This is a genomic window from Streptomyces sp. AA4 (assembly GCF_000158875.1).
Classification (GTDB): Bacteria; Actinomycetota; Actinomycetes; order Mycobacteriales; family Pseudonocardiaceae; genus Amycolatopsis.
Genome location: NZ_GG657746.1, coordinates 914,882 through 934,381, shown reverse-complemented (window position 1 = coordinate 934,381; position 19,500 = coordinate 914,882). Strand labels below are relative to the sequence as shown.

Annotated in this window: 15 protein-coding genes, 1 rRNA gene and 1 other annotated feature (1 of these 17 running past the window's edge); of the genes, 2 read left to right on the top strand and 14 right to left on the bottom strand. The window is 69.7% G+C overall.

Annotation, left to right across the window (positions count from 1 at the left end):
- Nucleotides 1-5 precede the first annotated feature (5 nt).
- The 8 genes from SSMG_RS04465 to SSMG_RS04430 all read right to left on the bottom strand — a co-directional run bounded on the left by SSMG_RS04465 (nucleotide 6) and on the right by SSMG_RS04430 (nucleotide 11,579).
- Nucleotides 6-1,631 (bottom strand): phage tail sheath C-terminal domain-containing protein, encoded by a 1,626-nt coding sequence (locus tag SSMG_RS04465; RefSeq protein WP_009073191.1) that lies wholly within the window; start codon nucleotides 1,629-1,631, stop codon nucleotides 6-8.
- A gap of 55 nt (nucleotides 1,632-1,686) precedes the next feature.
- Entirely contained in the window at nucleotides 1,687-1,902 is a 216-nt protein-coding gene (locus SSMG_RS04460) for a hypothetical protein (protein ID WP_009073189.1), read from the bottom strand.
- Between the two features lie 44 nt (nucleotides 1,903-1,946).
- Nucleotides 1,947-2,621 (bottom strand): BTAD domain-containing putative transcriptional regulator, encoded by a 675-nt coding sequence (locus tag SSMG_RS04455; protein ID WP_158687989.1) that lies wholly within the window; start codon nucleotides 2,619-2,621, stop codon nucleotides 1,947-1,949.
- 151 nt (nucleotides 2,622-2,772) lie between these two features.
- On the bottom strand, nucleotides 2,773-4,215 hold the full coding sequence (locus tag SSMG_RS42215) for a DUF4157 domain-containing protein (protein ID WP_009073185.1): 1,443 nt from the start codon (nucleotides 4,213-4,215) through the stop codon (nucleotides 2,773-2,775).
- A gap of 119 nt (nucleotides 4,216-4,334) precedes the next feature.
- The gene (locus tag SSMG_RS04445; protein WP_037712536.1) at nucleotides 4,335-7,187 is read right to left on the bottom strand and encodes a helix-turn-helix transcriptional regulator; all 2,853 of its coding nucleotides are present in this window, start codon (nucleotides 7,185-7,187) and stop codon (nucleotides 4,335-4,337) included.
- 822 nt (nucleotides 7,188-8,009) lie between these two features.
- Nucleotides 8,010-10,181 carry a xanthine dehydrogenase family protein molybdopterin-binding subunit gene (locus SSMG_RS04440; protein ID WP_009073180.1) on the bottom strand — a complete coding sequence of 724 codons (2,172 nt, stop codon included), beginning with the start codon at nucleotides 10,179-10,181 and terminating at the stop codon, nucleotides 8,010-8,012.
- A complete protein-coding gene (locus SSMG_RS04435; RefSeq protein ID WP_009073178.1) occupies nucleotides 10,178-11,140 on the bottom strand; it encodes a xanthine dehydrogenase family protein subunit M in 963 nt (320 codons plus the stop codon). Before SSMG_RS04435 ends, SSMG_RS04440 begins: the two co-directional genes overlap by 4 nt.
- Entirely contained in the window at nucleotides 11,127-11,579 is a 453-nt protein-coding gene (locus SSMG_RS04430) for a (2Fe-2S)-binding protein (protein ID WP_037712534.1), read from the bottom strand. The genes SSMG_RS04435 and SSMG_RS04430 overlap by 14 nt, the downstream gene beginning before the upstream one ends.
- Nucleotides 11,580-11,809: 230 nt before the next feature.
- On the opposite strand from SSMG_RS04430, the gene SSMG_RS04425 reads away from it, so the two are divergent.
- Nucleotides 11,810-12,361 (top strand): TetR/AcrR family transcriptional regulator, encoded by a 552-nt coding sequence (locus tag SSMG_RS04425; protein ID WP_009073174.1) that lies wholly within the window; start codon nucleotides 11,810-11,812, stop codon nucleotides 12,359-12,361.
- A 199-nt stretch (nucleotides 12,362-12,560) separates the two neighbouring features.
- Here SSMG_RS04425 and SSMG_RS04420 read toward each other — a convergent pair whose 3' ends face one another.
- The 5 genes from SSMG_RS04420 to SSMG_RS04400 all read right to left on the bottom strand — a co-directional run bounded on the left by SSMG_RS04420 (nucleotide 12,561) and on the right by SSMG_RS04400 (nucleotide 18,402).
- The gene (locus SSMG_RS04420) at nucleotides 12,561-12,989 is read right to left on the bottom strand and encodes a thioesterase family protein (protein WP_009073172.1); all 429 of its coding nucleotides are present in this window, start codon (nucleotides 12,987-12,989) and stop codon (nucleotides 12,561-12,563) included.
- A gap of 10 nt (nucleotides 12,990-12,999) precedes the next feature.
- Nucleotides 13,000-15,975 carry a bifunctional [glutamine synthetase] adenylyltransferase/[glutamine synthetase]-adenylyl-L-tyrosine phosphorylase gene (locus SSMG_RS04415; protein WP_009073171.1) on the bottom strand — a complete coding sequence of 992 codons (2,976 nt, stop codon included), beginning with the start codon at nucleotides 15,973-15,975 and terminating at the stop codon, nucleotides 13,000-13,002.
- Between the two features lie 30 nt (nucleotides 15,976-16,005).
- Complete coding sequence (locus tag SSMG_RS04410) at nucleotides 16,006-17,136, bottom strand: inorganic phosphate transporter (protein WP_009073169.1); 1,131 nt, start codon at nucleotides 17,134-17,136, stop codon at nucleotides 16,006-16,008.
- Nucleotides 17,137-17,230: 94 nt separating this feature from the next.
- Nucleotides 17,231-17,980, bottom strand: coding sequence for a type 1 glutamine amidotransferase (locus tag SSMG_RS04405; protein WP_037712532.1), 750 nt, complete (start codon nucleotides 17,978-17,980; stop codon nucleotides 17,231-17,233).
- Nucleotides 17,977-18,402 (bottom strand): rhodanese-like domain-containing protein, encoded by a 426-nt coding sequence (locus SSMG_RS04400; protein WP_009073165.1) that lies wholly within the window; start codon nucleotides 18,400-18,402, stop codon nucleotides 17,977-17,979. The genes SSMG_RS04405 and SSMG_RS04400 overlap by 4 nt, the downstream gene beginning before the upstream one ends.
- 125 nt (nucleotides 18,403-18,527) lie before the next feature.
- On the opposite strand from SSMG_RS04400, the gene SSMG_RS04395 reads away from it, so the two are divergent.
- Nucleotides 18,528-18,965: an Lrp/AsnC family transcriptional regulator gene (locus tag SSMG_RS04395; RefSeq protein WP_009073164.1), complete on the top strand. Its 438-nt coding sequence runs from the start codon at nucleotides 18,528-18,530 to the stop codon at nucleotides 18,963-18,965.
- A 125-nt stretch (nucleotides 18,966-19,090) separates the two neighbouring features.
- On the opposite strand, the gene rrf is transcribed toward SSMG_RS04395, so the two are convergent.
- Nucleotides 19,091-19,207: ribosomal RNA gene (gene rrf, locus SSMG_RS04390) — 5S ribosomal RNA — on the bottom strand.
- Between the two features lie 84 nt (nucleotides 19,208-19,291).
- Nucleotides 19,292-19,500 (bottom strand) — a sequence feature (mutual gap in cmsearch alignment for this rRNA model is longer than 100) (it continues 2,874 nt past the right edge of the window).

Below are 19,500 nucleotides of genomic sequence, written 5' to 3'. Positions count from 1 at the left end.
TCCTGCTACACCTGGATCTGACCGGCGAGCTGCTGGATGTGGACGAGCACGAACTCGGCGGGCTTGAGCGGGGCGAACCCGACCAGGATGTTGACGATGCCCCGGTCGATGTCGTTCTGCGGATTGTTCGTCGCGTCGCATTTCACGAGATACGCGTCCTTCGGCGTGCGGCCTTGGAACGCGCCCTGCCGGAACAGCGTGTTCATGAACGCGCCGACGTTCAGCCGGATCGACGACCACAGCGGCTCGTCGTTCGGCTCGAAGACCACCCATTGCGTACCGCGGAAGAGGCTTTCCTCGATGAACAGCGCCAACCGCCGCACCGGCAGGTACTTCCATTGATTCGCGAGCACGTCCGCGCCGCGTTGAGTGCGTGCGCCCCAGATGACGTTCCCGGCCGAAGGCAGGCCGCGCAGGCAGTTGACGCCGAGCGGGTTGAGGACGCCGTTCTGCAGATCAGTCAACGGGACCGTGAGGGCGCTGATCCCGCTCAGCGTCGCCTCGGTGCCCGCCGGCGCCTTCCAGACGCCCCGCTGGACGTCCGTGCGCGCCCAGGTCCCGGCAATCATCCCGCACGGCGGGAACTCGCGAACGAAGTTCTCCTGCTGCGGATCGGGCAGTTTCACCCGCGGGAAGTACAGTGCCGCGTTACTGCCCTTTTCGTTGTTCAGCACGAAATCGGGGTCCTTCACCGCCGTGGTGACCGCGTTCGTCGTCGTCCAGCCCGGATCCGCGTCCACGATCAGCATCGCCCGGCGGCTGATGCACAGGTCGAGGGCCGGGCCGAGGATCTGCGCGGGCCCGCCGATCAGCCCCGGAGGACCAGGCAGGCACAGCATGTTGAAGATGTCGGTCTTGAGCAAGGCGTAGATGCCGCTCTGCTGGCCGGGGTCGCCGAGGAAGTCCTGGGATCTCGGCGTCGGTCCGTCGTCGCCCTTGTCCGCCGCCGTGTACCAGACGTCTTTCTTGGTGGTGTCCAGGAACGGATCCGCGCCTTCCCCGAGGCCAGTGGAATCGTGCGCGGTCGGCCGCTTCTCGGTGCTGTCGGCCGAGCCGATCAACGACGAGGACGCGATGACGTTCTTCAGCGCGCGCGGGGAATTCTGATCGATGCTGACGTTGAGGTACTGCTCGGTGACCCTGCTGCCTTGATCGCGGACAGTCAGGTTGTACAGCTGTTCGGCGTCGTCCTTGGCCGTGTGGTAGTCGACCCGCGCCAGCAGCGTTCCGTTGGCCCACTTGCCTTCTCCGCGCGCGTGCAGAATCGGCCCGTCCGGCAACGCGATCGTCGCGGCGAGCGCCTTCTCCGGCGGTTTGGATTCGTCGCCCTCCGGCTGGGCGCCCGACGTCTTCGACGGCGGCGCGGTGCCGGTCACCCGCACGATTTCGGCTTCGCTGCCGCCGTTCTGGTAGAACTGCCAGACCGCGTAACCGAGGTCGCTCGCCGGGTCGAGACCGCCGAATTGCTGTTCGTAATCCTCCCAGCTCGTGATGTGCACCGCCACGTTCGTCACGCCGCGCGGTGCGGTGCCGACAAAAGCCGCGACCGAGGTGGGCACCCCGGTGATGGTCCGAACCGCACTGGGCAGCTCGTCGATGTAAACACCCGGAAAGGTGGGCGTGATGGGCATGGCCGTCTCCCTCCGCGGCTTTCTCGGCCGTGGTCGTGAGCGTGCACTGGTTCCGTCACCGCGGCGTCACGTCGCTGTCCGGCGCACCGATCCGGCTCAGCCAGCGGTCCACCGACGCGAGAACCTGCTCGCGGGTCGTGAGCACCTCCGACGTCGTCGCGTCGGTGCGCACGTCCGCGGTCGTCGTGATGCGGACCCGCAGCTGTCCTTCGGACGTGCACCACGCCCGAAGGACGTGCAGCGCGATTCGCTCCGGGTCCGCACCTGCCATGCGGTGCAGTACAACGGTTCCCCGTCACCGCACCGTCACCTGGCTCAGGCGAGCAAAGCCCGTACTCCCGGGCTGGGCCGCACGCCGAGTTCGTCGTGCAGCAGTTCCGCCAAAGCGCGATAAGCCCGCACCGCTTCGCCGCGATTCCCTTCGAGAAGGTGCACGCGGATCAGGCAGCGGTGCGCGCTTTCGCGCAGCGGTTCGGCATCGACCGCGGTCAGCGCGGCGTCGATCGCCTCGGAGAACCGGCCCGCCTCGCCGAGCCGTTCGGCCAGGCATTCCAGCGCGTGCAAGCGAAGCTGCCGCCACCGCTCGCGGAAAACGAAAAGCCAGTCGTCGTACCAATCCGGCAGCAGATCGGTCGACAGCAAACCGATCACCGCTTCGCTGTCGCCGGGAAGCTCCCCGCCGGCGGACGCGAGCGAACGCGCCAGACTTGACGCGGCCTGCACGTCGACGGCCGCGGTATCCGACAGCGACAACCGCTCAGCCGTCGCCCGCACCAAATCCCGGTGCACCCGGCCGATCCGCCACAGCGTGGTGCGAAGACTCGCCGCCCCGTGTTCCTCCGACGAGTCCGCCCACAACGCGTGCGCGACTTCGGCCCGCCGCACGGGCCGGTCGCGCAACGCCAGATAAGTCACCAACCGTTGCGCCGCACGGGAAAGCGGCCGCGCGTCGGCCGCGCCGTCCACCGCGAAAGCCGGCAGCGTCTGCACGACAAGCACCGACGCCGTTCCCGTTACCTCTCCCGATTCGTACGTTTCAGTCCGCGAACCGACCATCGAACCGACACCCCCCTCGATCCTCGCCCTCCGATGATCGTGACCAGCCCTCCGCCGCGCCATCCGTGCTACCACGTAACTTCGCTCACGGACGCTGCCCTGCCGGTGCGAACGACCCTTCCGGACCGGCCCCGGCCAGCAGCCGCTGATCCCGCATGAAGGCAAGGAACTGGAGATACGTGCGCTCGGTGAACGCGTTCGCCGGCCAGATCTCGTCACCCGGCCGCAGCGGGCCGCCAGCCATTCGGCGGTACCGCGCGTTGATGGCCTCGGAAACCCGAATGAAGACTCCGACGTCCCCGATCGACGCGATCCGCCGCGACACCGGCACTCCCTGAGCTTCCCCGGCGAGAAAGCGGTCGAGGGTCGTGCTGGTGATGACCCGCGCCAGATACCCGCCGAACTCGCGCCACGCCTGTTGTTCCGCCGGCGTGTACCCGGTGAGATTCCAGTTGGCCGGGTCGAGAATGCCGAGCACGCTGCCGAACATCTGCGCCACCACGCTGGTGATGCCCTGTCCGATCAGGCTCGCGGTCTGTGCGCCGGACGCCAGCCCAGTCGCGACCCGTTGCGTCCACGCTGCGATCGCGGGCGCGACAGTGTCCGCCACGCTCACGCCGTAACTGCCCGACGCTCGCGCACCCGCCTCGGCCCCGAGGCTGAACGCCGCGGCCACCCAGCCTTCCTCCCCCGAGAAAAGCCCGGTGCTGACCGAAAAGCCGACTCCGGCGAGCAGTTTCACCGCGACGTTGACGCTCCCGCCCGCGTACGCCCCGGACACATTCCCCGCCTGGCCGGCCGGACCGAGCCGGAGCGCCACGACGATCGCTTCGCTGCCGCCCGCGGTCACACCGACCCCGAGTTCGCCGTAGCCGATGACGTCAGTGGTCGCCTCGCCGGACTCGAGATTGACGAACACCATCGTGTCCTGCCCGGCACCCGCCCCGACCACCGCGCCGGCATTGCCGGACGCCCGCATCCCGATCGCGGCCCCGGTGATCGCCCAGCCCAGCAACCTCAGCGGGGCCGACAACACCGAGACGGCGGCTCGCGCGGCTCCGAACACCCGGTTGCCGCGGAGATTCGCGAGCACCACCCGGCTGTCCGGCTCGGCCTGCCGGGCGAGACCGGGCGCGCTGGCCCCGGACACCTGGACCGGCCCGCCGCCGACGACCGCGTCCGCCGCCAGATCCGCCGACCGTTCCAGCGCATGCCCCGCCGCCGGTCCACCACCCCGCCGCTGCTGGACGACGTGCGCCAGCTCGTGCGCGAGAGACCGCCTGCCCGAGGCCGTCTCCGGCCGGTATTCCCCGATGCCGAAGACGACGCGCTCGCCCACCGTGTACGCCTTCGCGCCCAGCCAGGCCGCCGATTCGGCCGCCGTCCGGTCCGAATACACCCGTACCTGGCTGAAGTCCTGGCCGAAACGCTGCTCCATGAAGTGCCGGATGTCCGGTTCGAGAGGTTTCCCGCCTGCCGCCGCAGGTTCGGCCTGCACTGGCGCGGGGACCCGGACGTGCTGCCCCATCGAGGACCCCTCCCGATCACTGGACCACCAGGGCAGTGTGATCGGATTCCGTCACCACGACGTCACCGCGTCGGCTTCTCGCCGCACGCACGGGCCGATTCGGCATATTCCACTTGGGGCTACTGCCCGCGATCTCGCACCCACTGTGCCAGCCGGACCCGGGATTTGAGCCCGAGCTTGCGATAGACGTTGCGCAGATGCGTCTCGACCGTCCGCTCGCTGAGGAACAGCGCCGACGCGATGTCCGCGTTCGACAGCCCCTCCCCGACGAGCACGGCGATCTCCGACTCCCGCCGGGTGAGCGGTCCGGACCGCTGCGTCGGCACCGAATGCTCCTGCTTCACGATCCGCTCCGGCCACGGCGTGCTCCCCGCCGCGGTGAACGCCGCTGCCGCCGAGGACGTCACCACGTCCGCCTCCGGCGGGTCCAGCAGTTCCGCCAGCTCCAGTTCCGCTTGCGCGGCAAGAAGATTCATCCCGAACCCGCGCAGTACGGTCGCCGAACCACGCAGCCGCTCGACCGCCTCCGTCGCCTTCCCCCGGGCAGCGTCGGCGAAGCCCTGCTGCCGGTCGGCGAGCGCGTGCAGCACCGGCGCGTTGGTGCCCGCCTCGCGGAGCAGGCCAGCCACCCGATCGGCTTCGGTCAGATCTCCTCGCTGCACCGCGGCGTATCCGGCGAAGGAGACTCGAAGACAGTTCAGCTGCGTGTCGCCGAACGGCAGCGTGTCGGTCAGCGGCGGAGCCTGCGCCGCTACCCCGCGCCGCACCGCCAACGCCGTCGCCGCGAGATCGAACGCGTCGAGCATGTCGATCTGCGAGGGGTCGTAATGCCGCCGCGCGTCGGCCAGATCGGCTGCCGCCTCGTCGAGGTGACCGCGTTCGGCGCGGACGAACGCCCGTCCGGCGAGGGTGCGCCCCACGAGCCGGTCCTGCCCGACCCGGCGCGCCTCGGCGACCGCACTGTCCATTTCAGACAGTGCGGTGCGCAGGTCGCCGGCGAAGTACCGCGTGGTGGCGAGCATCGTCTGCAGGTAGCACGTGGCGGACGGAAGCCACTGCCGGACCGCGGGGGTCGTGCTGACATCGGCGACCCGGATCGCCGTGACGAGGTCACCGCGAAGCGTCGACAGCCCGTTGAGCATCATCCGCGGCGCGAACGCGAGCCGCGGCCCCTCGTCGCCGCAACGCAACGCGAGCTCCAGCGCACTGCGCAATTCCACGACCGCCGTTTCGACGTCGCCCTTGAGCGCCGCCAGCGCACCGGCCCCGAGATGCGCTACCGAATGCGCGCCCGGAGTGTCGCTTGTGGACGGAAGCGCGACGAGTTCCTGGGAAATCACCGCCAGTTCCGGAAAATCGCCGTGCCGCAACGCGATGATCCAATGGACCAGCAACCGGGTCGGCGGATCGGTGTCCGGACGGCGCCCGCTGGCCCTGGCCAGCCCGACCGCCGCCGGAAGGTTCCCTCGCTCGACTTCGAGCAGCGCCTGCAAATGCCGCCACGCCCGCCGACGCTCGGTGTCCTGCCCCCGCCGCTCGCTGAGCGCGACCGCGTCCTGCAACAGTTCAGCGGCCTCGTCCAACCGGCCCCGTCCCTGCTGCAACCGCGCCAGGTCAACGAGCAGCGCCGGTACCGCGTCCGGCCGCTCCTCCCGCGCGCGCCGCAGCGCAGCGGAGAGATACTCGGCAGCCTCGTCCAGATCCCCGACAGTCAGTGCTCGGGCCCCCGCCGCGCTGAACGCCTCGATCGCGCGGTCCACCGGAACGCTGTCGCCACCGGCCGCGTAGTGCGGCGCGGCCGCGACCGTACGGTCCGCGCGGTGCAGCGCCGCCCCGATCGCCGCGTGCAGCGCCCGTCGCTCGGCGAGCAGGAGTTCGTGATAAACCGCCTCGGCGTAAAGAGGATGCGCCACCTGGTAGTGCGGCTCGACCTCCGACTGCTGCTCGACGACCAGCCGGCGGCCGACCAGGCGGCGCAACGTCGCGTGCAGTTCGGGCAGGTCCATCCCGGAAACGTCGGCGAGCACCTCCGGACGCCCGTGCGTCCCGGCGACCGCGACCACCTCCAGCAGCCGCCGGTCCACCTCGCCGAGCCGGCCGATCTGCTCCCGCACGACGTCCCGGATCACCTCGGGCAACGGCCCGCACATCCGGCTCGCGGCGAGATGCCGGGTCAACGCGACGACGAACAACGCGACCCCGGAAGCCCGGGACGTCACCGCACGCAGCAACGCGAGCGGCGGCGGGGTGCCCAGGACGTGCCGCACGAGATCGCGCACCGCCTGGTCGGTCAGCGGGGCGAGTTCGAGCAGCCGCCCCGCCGGATGCCGCCGGGCCGCCTCCGCCATCGCGTCGAGCGCCTCGTTGTCCACGCCGGAACGGAAACACCCGATCACGAGCAGCGGCAGTTCCTCCGCGTTGCGCCCCAGATAGTGCAGCAGTTCGATGGTCCCCCGGTCAGCACAATGGAGCTCGTCGACCACGAGCAGCACCGGACCGCGGACCGTGAGCTGACGGGTCGCCGCGAGCACCGCTTCGCACATCCGGGTGCGCTGCAGTCCCGGATCCCCGGCTTCCGGCGAAACCGGACGCAGATCGGGGAACAATGCGCCGAGATTACCGGGCTCCGGAGAAAATCCGGCGGATTCACTCAGATGGCCGCGGAAAGCCTGGACGATCGGCGCGTACGAAAGGCCGGACAACAACGGGTCCGCCCGCCCCTCCACAATCGCGAACCCCTTGGCCCGAGCCGCCCCGATCGCCTCGGCGGCCAGCCGGGACTTGCCGATCCCCGGCTGCCCGCGCACGAGAACGGCGCCCCCGCGCCCGGCCCCCGCGGCGGCGATCGCCCCTGCCAGCACAGCGAATTCGGCGTCCCGGCCGATCAGCGGAACGCCCGGTTCGGATCCCCGATACGAGCCGACCCGGCCTCTTCCAGGCGGGTCCGCACTCCCGGCCGGTGCTGCGTCCATTCGCCAGCCTCCCCGAACAAGTGCCCACGAAACCATACCGCCCGTGCGCGAGGACACGAGCGAATTTCTCGCAGGGGGAAAATGGCGAGCAGAATCCGGCCGCTGACCTGCGGGCGACGCATCCGCCCCGCCCGCGCCAGACCTGCGCGGCACAGCTGAGGACAATTTTCCGGAGGTGAACAAAGGGGCGAATGGGGCTGGGGAGCAGTTTCGCGCGCCGAGCCACAACTGCGTCCGGTTCGCAGTGGCGGCGTGCTGAGCCGGGACGGATCGACGACTCGTACGCTGGCCGGTCGCCCCTCCTCGTGCACTTCGGCGGTGTTCACTGCGCGGTGGATCGATTGACGCATATTCCAGAATTCCGGCGCTCGCCGACCACGCAGCCGGGTGACGAACCTATCCGCGTGCGCACCAACCCGGCCCGCCGCAGACCACACTCCGGCGCACACCAACTTGCCGCGGCACTACAGCGCACGCCCCGGCGCACCACAGTTCGCCGCCACATCGCCGACAGCCGCACACCGCACCTCGGTACGCGCCGCCCCACCGCAGCCCGCCAACGCTCGTCCCGGCACACCCAGCGCGCACCAACCGGCCACCACGCCGAGCCAGCCACACACCGCACCCCGGCACGCGCGGACCCGCTGACGCACCGCTCACTCCGGCGCACCCAACGCACGCTAACGGGGCCCCGCGTCCGGGCGCACGTCCCGCCAAGCCGCAAGCCCGCCCCGCGCCGCGAGGCCACCGCCAGCAGCACTCCCGAGCAACCCGGGCAAGGAGGCGTCCGCACCCGGACGCCCCCCTCCCGGTCACTTCCGGTCACTCCACCAGCAGATCCTCGATCATGATCGGAATGCTCCGCACCCGGATCCCGGTCGCGTTGCACACCGCGTTCGCCACCGCGGCCGCCATGCCCACCGCGCCGATCTCGCCGACTCCGCGGGCGCCGACCGCGTTGTGCAGGGTGTCCGGGTACTCGACGAACTGGACGTCGATCTCCGGGATGTCCGCGTTGACCGGCAGCAGGTAGCTCGCGAAGTCCGCGTTCGCGGGGCGTCCGCTCGGCTCCACTTCCAGACCCTCGTGCAGGGCCGCGGACACGCCCCAGATCATGCCGCCGGACAGCTGGCTCCGCGCCTGCGTCGGGTTGATGATCCGGCCGCCGTCGAAGACCCCCAGCATCCTCGACACCCGCACCTCGCGGGTCAGCCGGTGCACCCGGACCTCGCAGAACTGCGCGCCGAACGAGCTGAACGAATGCTTCGTCATCTCCTCGCCCGGCGCCGAGGATCCCTTGGCGGACAAGGATTCCCGGCCGATCGCGCGCAGCAGTTCGCCGAACGGCATGGTGCCGCGGTTGCCGTGCAGCAGCCCTTCCGCGTACGTGACGACCTCGCCCTCGAACGGCGCGCCCGGCTCGGCGGCGAGCGCCACCAGTTCGTCGAGCAATTCGGTGGCCGCGAGCATGATCGCGGTGCCGGTGCTCGCCGTCGCGGTCGAACCGCCGGACATGCCGCCCGGCGCGAACCGGGAGTCGCCCAGGTGCGGGGTGACGCGTTCCGGGTCGATGTCGAGGGATTCGGCCCCGATCGTGGCCAGCACGGTGAGCAGCCCGGTGCCCGGGTCCGCGCCGCCGGTGGACACGTCCGCGGTCCCGTCCGCGTTGAGCTTGATCTCGACCGTCGCCGGGAAACGCAGCCCCGGGAACATCGCGGTCGCCGTGCCCATGCCGACGAGCCAGTCGCCGTCGACGTGCCCGCGCGGCGACCGGTTCGCCCAGCCGAACCGCTGCGCGCCGACCTCGTAGCACTCGTCGAGGTGCTTGCTCGACCACTGCAGGTCGACGCCGGGAGGCGCGAGCGAACTGTTGCGCTTCCGCAGTTCGATCGGATCCATGTCCAAAGCGATCGCGAGTTCGTCGATGGCGCTCTCGAGCGCGAACGACCCCGATGCCTCCCCCGGCGCGCGCATGAACGTGCCCGGCGGGATGTGCAGCGGCACCATTTTCTGGCTGATCGACAAGTTCTGCGTCGCATACCACTCGCGCGAGGTGCCGTGCGACGTCGGCTCCACAAAGGACCGGCTCATCGACGTGGCCGACCAGGAGTCGTGCTGCACCGCGATCAGCGTGCCGTCGCGGTCCGCGCCCAGCGCGATCTTCTGCACGGTGGCCGGCCGGTTCGCCGTCGCCGTGAACACCTGCTCGCGGGTGAGCGCGCACTTCACCGGACGGTCGAGGGCCTTGGCGGCGGCCGCGGCCAGCATCGCCGGAGCCGAGGTGCCCGCCTTGCCGCCGAACGCCCCGCCCACATACGGGTTCACCGCGTGCACGGCCGACGGCTCGACACCCAGCACCCCGGCCATTTCCATGGCCTGCAGGTAACTGGCCTGGTTTCCGCTGTACAGCGTGAGTTCGCCGCCGTCCCACTTCGCGACCGCGGAGTGCGGTTCCATCGCCGCGTGGTTCTGCGTCGCGGTGCGGTAGGTCTCCGAAACGACGACGGGACTCTGCGCCAACGCGTCCGCAATGGACTCGACGCCGTCCGCGAGCACCTCGATCGACGGCGCGCTGCCCCGGCTTTCCGGCGCGTCCTCCGCCGTCGCGAGTCCGTCCTCCATCGACGTCAGCGCGGGCTTTTCCTGGTAGGACACCTGGATCAGTCCCGCCGCGTCCCGCGCCTGTTCGAACGTCTCCGCGACGACCAGCCCGATCGGCTGCCCGTAGAACACCACGTCCCGGTCGTGCAGCGGCAGCCACACGTCGCCCATCAGCTGGGACTTGAACGGGTGCAGTTCGAGCGGGTCGAACGGGCTGTAGACGTGCACGACCCCGGGCGCGCTCTTCGCCGCGGTCACGTCCATCGCGGTGATCTCGCCGTGCGCGATCGTGCTGAGCAGAATGTACCCGTACAGCATGCCGGGGAACGTGCGGTCCAGCGCGTAATCGGCCTGGCCGGTCACTTTCCGCGGAGCGTCCAGCCGCGCGTTCATGCCCGGCTCCCTTCGGTCAGTTCAAGCAGCGCGCGGACGATCGTCCGCTTCAGCAGCGAAGGTTTGAACACGTTGCCGGACAACGGCTTCGCGCCCTCGACGGCCACCGCGGCGGCAGCGGCGAAGGCCTCTTCGGTCAGCTCCGCGCCGCGCAGCGCCTCCTCCACGGCGGGCAGCCGCCACGGCACCGTCCCGACTCCGCCCGCCGCCACGCGAGCGTCGGCGATCTTCCCGTCGCGCACGTCGAGCGCGACCGCCGCCGAGCACAGCGCGAACTCGTACGACTGCCGGTCGCGGACCTTGACGTACGTCGAGTTCTCCGCCCAGTCGAGCCGCGGCACGCGCACCTCGGTGATCAGCTCGCCGGGACGCAGGTCGTGCTCGATTTCCGGGGTGTCGCCCGGCAGCCGGTAGAAGTCCCTCAGCGCGACCGTGCGGGTGCCCTCGGCTCCGGCCAGGACGACCTCCGCGTCGAGCGCGACCAGCGCGACCGCGACGTCGCTGGCGTGCGTGGCCACGCAGGAATCGCTGGTGCCGAGGATCGCGTGCATCCGGTTGACGCCGGAAATCGCCGAACATCCGCTGCCCGGCGAACGCCGGTTGCACGGCATCGCGACGTCGCGGAAGTACGAGCAACGCGTGCGCTGCATGAGATTTCCGCCGATGCTGGCCATGTTCCGCAGCTGCTGCGACGCGCTGAGCAGCAACGCGCGCGAGATCGCCGGGTACACGCCGGGATGCGCGGCGATGTCCCCCATCCGCTCCAGCGCGCCGAAGCGCAGCCCGTCCGCGGTGTCGATGCCCCGCAGCGGCAGGTCGTTGATGTCCAGCACGTGCTGCGGCGTGAGGACGTCGAGCTTCATCAGGTCGACGAGGGTGGTGCCGCCGGCGAGGTAGGTGCCCGCGCTGCCCAGCGCGTCCTCGACCGTGGCGGGCGCGGTCAGCTCAAACGGTCGCATCGGCCTGCCTCGCCTGCTCCACGGCGCGCACGATGTTCGGGTACGCCGAACACCGGCACAGATTGCCGGACATGAACTCGCGGACGTCGGACACGTCGTCGCGCACCGCGGCGACCGCCGACATCACCTGGCCGGACGTGCAGAACCCGCACTGCAGCGCGTCCTGGTCCACGAACGCCTGCTGCACCGGGTGCAGTTCGTCCTCAGTGGACAGTCCTTCGACGGTGGTGACGGGACCGCGCACGGCGGCCGCGAGCGTGAGGCACGACAGCACCGGCTTGCCGTCGACGTGCACGGTGCAGGCACCGCACTGACCGCGGTCGCAGCCCTTCTTCGGGCCGGTGATGCCGAGCCGCTCGCGCAGCGCGTCCAGGAGGGTCACTCCCGGTTCGACGCCGAGCTGCTCGGTTCTTCCATTGACTTCAAGGGAAATGTCCACAGTAGGGTTCGCTTTCCCGCAGCCCGTCCGCGGCGGACGTCCTGCGGCGTGATGGTGGTGGTGACGGCCCTTCGGGAACACGAGCCGCCGGGGTAAACCGGATATTCATCCGCTTGGCTCGCTTTGAACGAGGCTAGCGGATTAGAATCCGGTACGCAACGAAGTGGAGCTACTCCAGGTGGTGCTGGAGTAGCTCCAGGCCAGGCAGGCGAAGCAACGCGGGAGGCGCGATGCCGGTGAGCCCGCGGCGGGCGGACACCCGGCGCAACCACGAACGGATCCTGGCGGTCGCGGCGGAAACCGTGAGCCGCGCGGGAGAAGTGTCGTTCAACGCGGTCGCCAAGGAAGCGGGCGTCGGCGTCGGCACGGTGTACCGGCATTTCCCCACGCCGGAGTCGCTGGTGCTGGCCGTCTACGAGCGCGAGGTGAACCAGCTCGTCGAAATCGTGCCCGAATTGCTCGCCCAGCATTCCCCCGATCAGGCGTTGCGTGTCTGGATCGTGGACCACCTGGCGCACTACATGATGACGAAACGCGGGCTGGCCAACGCGTTGCGCGCGTCGCAGAGCGAACTGCCGACGCAGGCGTACGCGCGGATGCTCGCCGCGCTGGACACCCTGCGCAAGGCGAACGCGGAAGCGGGCACGATCCGCCCGGACCTGAAAACGGAAACGCTGATGCGCGGCCTGGGCGGGCTGTTTTTCCTTACCCCGGAAGGGGATTGGAAGGCGGAGACGGAGGGAGTGGTGGACCTGGTGTGGCACGGGATGCGGCTGGAGTGACCGGTTTTCCCGCTGCGGCAAGGGGTTTCGACGATGGTCCGCGCGCTGGCATTCGGATAGGCCGCGTGCCGGAACTCTTGCTCGCCGCCACGCCGACGGAGAGCGTCGAGCCGACCGGAACGCCGCTGACTCCGAGCGCGCTCGAATCCGGCCAGCACGACGCCGGGACCGCGGCGACAGCGGCTCCGCGAACGCGCAGTCACTCCGAAGTGGACAGCACCTTCAGATCGATCCCCGCCCGCTCGAAATGCCCCCTCGGATCCGGCACCAGCTTGCGCTTCTCCAGATCCATCAGCCCCAGCGTGCACTTGATCTCGGCGGACAGCGTTCCGTCCAGCTTGAGGATGCGCGAAGTCATCCAGAACACCTTGCCGTCGCCGAACGAGGCGTCGCAGGTCACGTCCACCACATCGCCGGCGCGCAGCTCTCGCCGGTAGACGATGTTCGACTCCAGCAGCACCGGCGCGAGGCGCGCTTCGTGCAGGGAGTTGCCGCCGGCTGCTTCGAAGACTTCCAGCCGCGAAACCTCGCCGTACGAGTGGTACACGGCGTGGTTCAGGTGGCCCAGCGTGTCGAGTTCGTAGTGGCGCACCTTGATCCGGGTGCGGAACGGTTCGCGGTCGGTCACGACGTCCAGGCTAGTTGTCGTAGAAGAGTTCCTCGACCACGGCGTGCGCGTGCCTCGTCACACGGCGATAGGCGTCGAGGAACTCGCCGGGGTCGTCGTCCACCGAGTAGCCGAACACGCGCGCCACCGCGGCCAGGTCGCGGCCGGAGCCAGGGACCTCGTCCGCTGCTTTGCCGCGCACCAGCATCGTCGCGTTCCGCACGCGCGTGGCCAGCAGCCAGGCCTCGCGCAACGAGTCCACCGATTCGGCCGGGGCCAGGCCCGCGTCGGCCAAGGCGGTCAGCGCGTCGAGGGTCGACGTCGTCCGCAGGCCGGGCACCTCGTGCGCGTGCTGGAGCTGCAGGAGCTGGACGGTCCACTCGACGTCGGCGAGACCGCCGCGGCCGAGTTTCGTGTGCCGGGTCGGGTCGGCTCCGCGCGGGAGCCGTTCGGTCTCGACCCGGGCCTTGATCCGCCGGATCTCGCGCGCGTCCGTCGGGTCGAGCCCGCCCTCCGGGTAGCGCAGCGGGTCGATCATCTCGATGAACCGCTGGCCGAGCTCGTCGTCCCCGGCGACGAACCGGGCCCGCAGCAACGCCTGCGATTCCCACACCTCGCCCCAGCGCTGGTAGTACGCCCGGTACGACTCCAGCGTCCGCACGAGCGGCCCGCTGCGTCCTTCCGGCCGGAGATCGGCGTCGACGATCAGCGCCGGGTCGGCGCTCGGCGCGCCGAGGATCTTCCGCACGGTCTCCGCGACCGACGACGCGAACCGCAGCGCTTCGGCGTCCGGAACCCCTTCGGCCGGTTCGCAGACGAATAGCACGTCGGCGTCCGAGCCGTAGCCCAGTTCCGCCCCGCCGAGCCGGCCCATGCCGATGACCGCGATCGTCGCCGGGGTGCGCCCCAGCTCGGCCTGCCGTTGCCGGTACGCCGCTGACAGCGCGCCCTGCAACACTGCCACCCACACGCTCGACAGCGCTTCGCAGACCGACGGAACATCCAGCAGTCCCAACAAATCCGCACACGCGACGCGAAGCAGCTCATGCCGACGCAGCGACCGCGCAGCAGTGACGGCAGCGCTCAACCCCGGCTGACGACGTACGGCGGCCCGAAGCGACGTCGCCACTTCGGCCGGCGTACGTCCGGTGAGCCGAGCTGGATCTCCCAGCAGTTGAAGCACTTCCGGCGCACGGACAAGCAGGTCCGGAACCAGGTTCGACGTGCCGAGCAGGAACGCGAGCCGTTCGACCACAGTGCCCTCGTCACGCAGCACCCGCAGATACCACGGCGTGTCCTGAAGCGCCTCGGACACCTTGCGATACGAGAGCAGCCCGCCGTCCGGATCCGGCGTATCGGCCAGGCAATCGAGCAACACCGGAAGCAGCGCCTGCTGAATCGCCGCGCGCCGCGATACCCCGGCGGTCAGTGCCTTGATGTGCTGCAGCGCCCCCTCCGGCGCGGCGTACCCGAGCGCGGCGAGCCGGCTGGCGGCCTGCTTCGTGGTGAGCCGCAAGGCTTCCGTCGGGACATTCGCCACCGACTGCAGCAGCGGACGGTAGAAGACCTTCTCGTGCAGCCGCCGGATCCCCTGCGCGTGGCGGCGAAACTCGGCGAGTAGCGCCTCGCCCTGGCTGCGCCCGCGAACCGCGCGAATTCCGCAGGCGCGGGCGAGAATCCGCAGCTCATCGGTGTCCGACGCGGCGGGGAACAGGTGCGTCCGCCGCAACCGGCGCAACTGCAGCCGGTGCTCGACAGTGCGCAGGAACTCGTACGACGAACTCATCTCCGCCGCGTCCGCGCGGCCGACGTACCCGCCGTCGCCGAGCGCGGCCAAAGCCTCCAAAGTGGACGGCGAACGCAGCGCGGGATCCACCCGGCCGTGCACGAGTTGCAGCAGCTGCACGGCGAACTCGACGTCCCGCAGCCCGCCCCGGCCCAGCTTCAGCTCGCGTTCGAGATGCTCCGACGCGACGTGTTCCTCCACCCGCCGGCGCATCTGCTGGACCTCGGTCACGAAGTTCTCGCGGTCCGCGGCCGACCACACCATCGGCGCGACCATCTCGGCGTACTGGCGACCCAACTCGGCGTCGCCCGCCACCGGACGCGCCTTCAGCAACGCCTGGAACTCCCAGGTCTTCGCCCACTTCTGGTAGTAGGCGGTGTGTCCTTCGAGCGTCCGCACCAGCGCGCCGCTCTTGCCTTCCGGCCGCAGCGCCGCGTCGACCTCGAAGCACGCGTTGCCGACCAGCCGCATCATCGTGCTGGCCAGCCGGGTCGCGACGCCGAGGTCGCCGGCCCCGACGAAGATGACGTCGACGTCGCTCACGTAGTTCAGCTCGCGGCCGCCGGTCTTGCCCATCGCGATCACCGCGAGGGTGCCTTCGGCGGACGCGCCGACCTCCTGCTCCGCGACCACGAGCCCGGCCTGCAGCGCGGCCTCGGCGAGCGTCGTCAGTTCGCTGGCCACATCCCGGAACTGCGGGTGCTCCAACCCGGGCTCGACGAGGTGGCCGAGGTCCGCGGCGGCGATCCCGAGCAGCAGCCCGCGGTAGCCGGCCCGCAGCGCCTGTTCGGCAGCGGTCCCGGTGAGGTACGTCCCGTCGTCCTGCCGGACGCGCTCGAGCAGGCGTTCCGCGAACTTCGCCGGGTCCGTGCAGCGGTTGTCCGCGAGACAGCGCCACTCGCCTGGATTCGCGACGAGGAAGTCCGCCAACGCGGTGGAGGTGCCGAGCACGCCCAGGAGCCGACCGCGGAAGGTGCGGTTCTCGCGAAGCGTGCTGTCCAGGTCTGGCCAACCGGGTTCGTCGGCTTCGCGGATGCGGTCGAGCCCGGCCAGCGCGAGATCCGGATCCGCGGCACGGGAGAGAGCGAGGAGGACGTCCGTGGCGCCTTCGGCTGGTCCGCCTTCGGTCCACCAGCCCGCCGCGCGCAGTTGACCGTCGGCCCGGGTGTCGGTGAAGCCGTACCTGGCCGCCGAAGCTGTGGTCCGCGCGCGCTCTGCCATCGCTCACACCGTAGCCGGACCCGGGCCGGTTCAGGCAGCCAGGCGGTCCGGTTCGGTGTCGGCGGCGGAGGGTTCGGGGACCTGGAAGCTGTGCGCGGTGACGGGCTTGCGGCGGGAAAGGAGGTAGATCCCGGCCGCGAAGAGAAGACCGGCGACGCCGACCGCGATGGTTCCGGCCTCGCCGAGCGAGGCGATCTTGCCCGCCGCCGCGCCGACGATCGCCGCCGCGGGCAGCGTGAACAGCCACGCGAGCACCATCCGGCCTGCCATCCGCCAGCGCACCGGGGCCTCGCGGCGGCCGACGCCGGAGCCGATGATGCCGCCCGAGCAGACGTGCGTGGTCGACAGCGGGAAACCGAGGTGCGAGGACAGCAGGATCACGACCGCGCTGCTGGTCTGCGCGGAAAAGCCCTGCGGGCCTTCGATGTCGGTAAGGCCCTTGCCGAGGGTGTGGGTGATCCGCCAGCCGCCGAGGTACGTGCCGAGCGCGAGCGCGGACGCGGCGCTGACGATCACCCAGACCGGCGGCGCGGACCCGGCGGGGAGGCTGCCGGCCGCGACGAGCGTCAGGGTGATGACGCCCATGGTCTTCTGCGCGTCGTTGGTGCCGTGCGCGAGCGAGACCAGCGACGCGGAAACGATCTGTCCGACCCGGAATCCGCGGCCGCCGCGCTTGCGCACCAGGAACCGGTAGACGAGGTAGGTGACCGCGGCCGCCGCCACTCCCGCGATCACCGGCGACGCGGCGGCCGGAATGAGCACCTTGTCCACGATCTTGCCGAAGTGGACGGAGTCCGCTCCTGCCGACACCCAGGTCGCGCCGATCAGGCCGCCGAACAGCGCGTGCGACGAACTCGACGGCAGGCCGACGTACCAGGTGAAGAGGTTCCAGACGATCGCCCCGATGAGCCCGCCGAACACGATGGCGGGCCCGATCCTCGTCTCGTCGACGAGACCGCTGGAAATCGTTTTCGCGACCTCGACCGACAGGAACGCGCCGGCCAGGTTGAGCACCGCGGAGATCGCGACGGCGACGCGGGGCCGGAGTGCTCCGGTGGCGATCGAAGTCGCCATCGCGTTCGCCGTGTCGTGGAAGCCGTTGGTGAAATCGAAAACCAGCGCCGTGCAGATCACGACGACAACGAGCAGCGAGGGGTCCACCCCGACCTCCGAACCCTACGGAAATACCTCTCGCAAGGTACCTGACCGTTTGGGTGAACCGTTAACTCGCCGTAAGTGATTCCGACATCAGCCGTTAAGCCAGCGGCAACTGGCGTTGACTTTCCGGAGCCGCCTCCAGCTGACCGGCGGCCAACTGGACGAACCGGCGCGCGAACGGACGCCACGTCTCGGCGATTTCCGCGTGCGCAGTGATCAGCGACTCCTCCTCCAGCGCGCCCGGACGGGTGAGTTCCGCCATTTCCGGGTCCGCCTCGGCCCAGGCGCGGACAGCGTCCGGAGTGGTCTCGATGTGGAACTGGACACCGTAGACACAGCGGTTCATCCGAAACGCCTGGTGCGGGTACTTCGGAGTGGACGCGAGCAGCTCGGCGCTCTGCGGCAGGACGGTGATGACGTCACGGTGGAACTGCAGGACGTCCGGGAGGAAGGGCATGTCCGCGAAGAGCGGATCGACCCACGCGGCGTCCTTCTTGGACACGAGCCCCGGCCCGACCTCGGGCCCGGACTCGCCCTCCGCGACCTGCCCGCCGGTCGCGACGGCGAGCAGCTGCGAACCGAGACAGATCGCGAGCGTCGGCACGGCCTTCCCCGCCGCGGCGGCGAGGAGCTTCCGGACGTCCGCGAGCCAGGGGTGCTCGGCGTCGTCGAGCGCGCCCATGCCGCCGCCGAGACAGATCAACCCGTCGTACCCGTCGAGGCTCGACGGCAGCTCCTGCTCCGGCGGCAGCCGCACGTCGAGTTCCGCGCCGGCCTCGGTGAGCCACTCCCCGAGCGGACCGATCGGGTCGCTGGCATCGGGCTGGATGATGAGCAGACGAGTCACGGCGTCCAGGGTACGGGCTCCCCGGCCTCCGTCGGATAGCCGTGGGCGAGCCAGGTCGTGATGCCGCCGGAGAGCCGTTTCACGGTGAAGCCGAGCCGCGCGAGCCGGTACGCGCCCTGGGTGGCGGCGTTGCAGTGGATGCTCTCGCAGTAGCAGACGTAGACGAGGTTCCGGTCGAGGTCGCGGGTGCTTTCCTCGGTCATTTCCCGGTACGGCAAGCAGATCGCGCCCGGCAGGTGAGCTTCGGCGTAGGCCCCCGGACTGCGGGTCTCGACCAGCACGTAACCGTCGGTGCGTCCGTCGGCGAGGTCCTGGGCGAGGTCGACCGGATCGACTTCGAAGGCGAGTTCGCGCCCGAAGTACTCGACGGCGTCGGAGGGTTCGGTGGGTTCGTGGAGAAGGGAGAGGATGCGAGGTTTCACGGTGTTGATCCTCTCCTTCCGATCCTGGTGTGAGACAGGGGAAGATCCAGGTGTTCCGCCGTCTTCACCAGGGTTTTCTGGGTCTGGACGGCAGTTGACCTGGAGTTTTTGAGAGGGTTGCCGCGATGGACCTGGACGATGTTGACCGGCACCTGCTGGAGCTGCTCCAGTGCGATGGCCGCCTGACGTTCTCGGAACTCGGCCGCCGGGTCTCCCTGTCCGCGCCGGCCGTGACGGAACGGGTGCGCCGCCTGGAGCAGCGCGGGGTGATCACCGGCTACGCGGCGCGGGTCGATCTGGAGAAGCTGGGCCGCCCGATCCAGGCGATCGTCCGGGTCCGGGTGCGAAGCCTGGACGGCCCGCGGTTCCGCGAGACGATTCTCCCGCTGCCGGAGATCACCGACGCCGATCACGTCACTGGTGACGAGTGCTGGCTCCTCCGAGTGCACTGCCGCACGACGGCGGACCTGGAGAGGTTTGTGGAACAGGCCCAGCGCTACGGCGAGACGACGACCTCCCTGGTGTTCTCGTCTCCGGTGCGGGGCCGCGGGCTGCCGTTGTGACCTGGGCATGACGAAGGCCCGAACCCATTGACCGGGTCCGGGCCTTGATTTTGGTCCATGAAATGAGGCTGGGCCCCGGGAAAACCTTCTCAGGTTCTCGACCGGGGCCCAGACTATTTGGTTAAGTTCGGCGGTGTCCTACTCTCCCACAACCCTTCGGTTGCAGTACCATCGGCGCAATCAGGCTTAGCTTCCGGGTTCGGAATGGGACCGGGCGTTTCCCTGACGCTAAAACCACCGAAACACTCCGAAACAACACACCCGCCACCCCTGGGATGGCACCGGTGTGGTGTTTCAGAACCGTAGAGTGGATGCGAGCGATCTTTGTGGGCAAGTCCTCGGCCTATTAGTACCAGTCAACTCGACAACACATTACTGTGCTTCCATTTCTGGCCTATCAACCCAATCGTCTCTTGGGGGCCTTAACCCACATAGGGTGGGATACCTCATCTTGGAACAGGCTTCCCGCTTAGATGCCTTCAGCGGTTATCCCTTCCGAACATAGCCAACCAGCCATGCCACTGGCGTGACAACT

Bases quoted from the DNA above. Each gene is read 5' to 3' on its own strand.
- SSMG_RS04465 (WP_009073191.1), bottom strand. From the start codon at position 1,631: ATGCCCATCACGCCCACCTTTCCGGGTGTTTACATCGACGAGCTGCCC.
- SSMG_RS04460 (WP_009073189.1), bottom strand. From the start codon at position 1,902: ATGGCAGGTGCGGACCCGGAGCGAATCGCGCTGCACGTCCTTCGGGCG.
- SSMG_RS42215 (WP_009073185.1), bottom strand. From the start codon at position 4,215: ATGGGGCAGCACGTCCGGGTCCCCGCGCCAGTGCAGGCCGAACCTGCG.
- SSMG_RS04445 (WP_037712536.1), bottom strand. From the start codon at position 7,187: ATGGACGCAGCACCGGCCGGGAGTGCGGACCCGCCTGGAAGAGGCCGG.
- SSMG_RS04440 (WP_009073180.1), bottom strand. From the start codon at position 10,181: ATGAACGCGCGGCTGGACGCTCCGCGGAAAGTGACCGGCCAGGCCGAT.
- SSMG_RS04435 (WP_009073178.1), bottom strand. From the start codon at position 11,140: ATGCGACCGTTTGAGCTGACCGCGCCCGCCACGGTCGAGGACGCGCTG.
- SSMG_RS04425 (WP_009073174.1), top strand. From the start codon at position 11,810: ATGCCGGTGAGCCCGCGGCGGGCGGACACCCGGCGCAACCACGAACGG.
- SSMG_RS04415 (WP_009073171.1), bottom strand. From the start codon at position 15,975: ATGGCAGAGCGCGCGCGGACCACAGCTTCGGCGGCCAGGTACGGCTTC.
- SSMG_RS04395 (WP_009073164.1), top strand. From the start codon at position 18,528: ATGGACCTGGACGATGTTGACCGGCACCTGCTGGAGCTGCTCCAGTGC.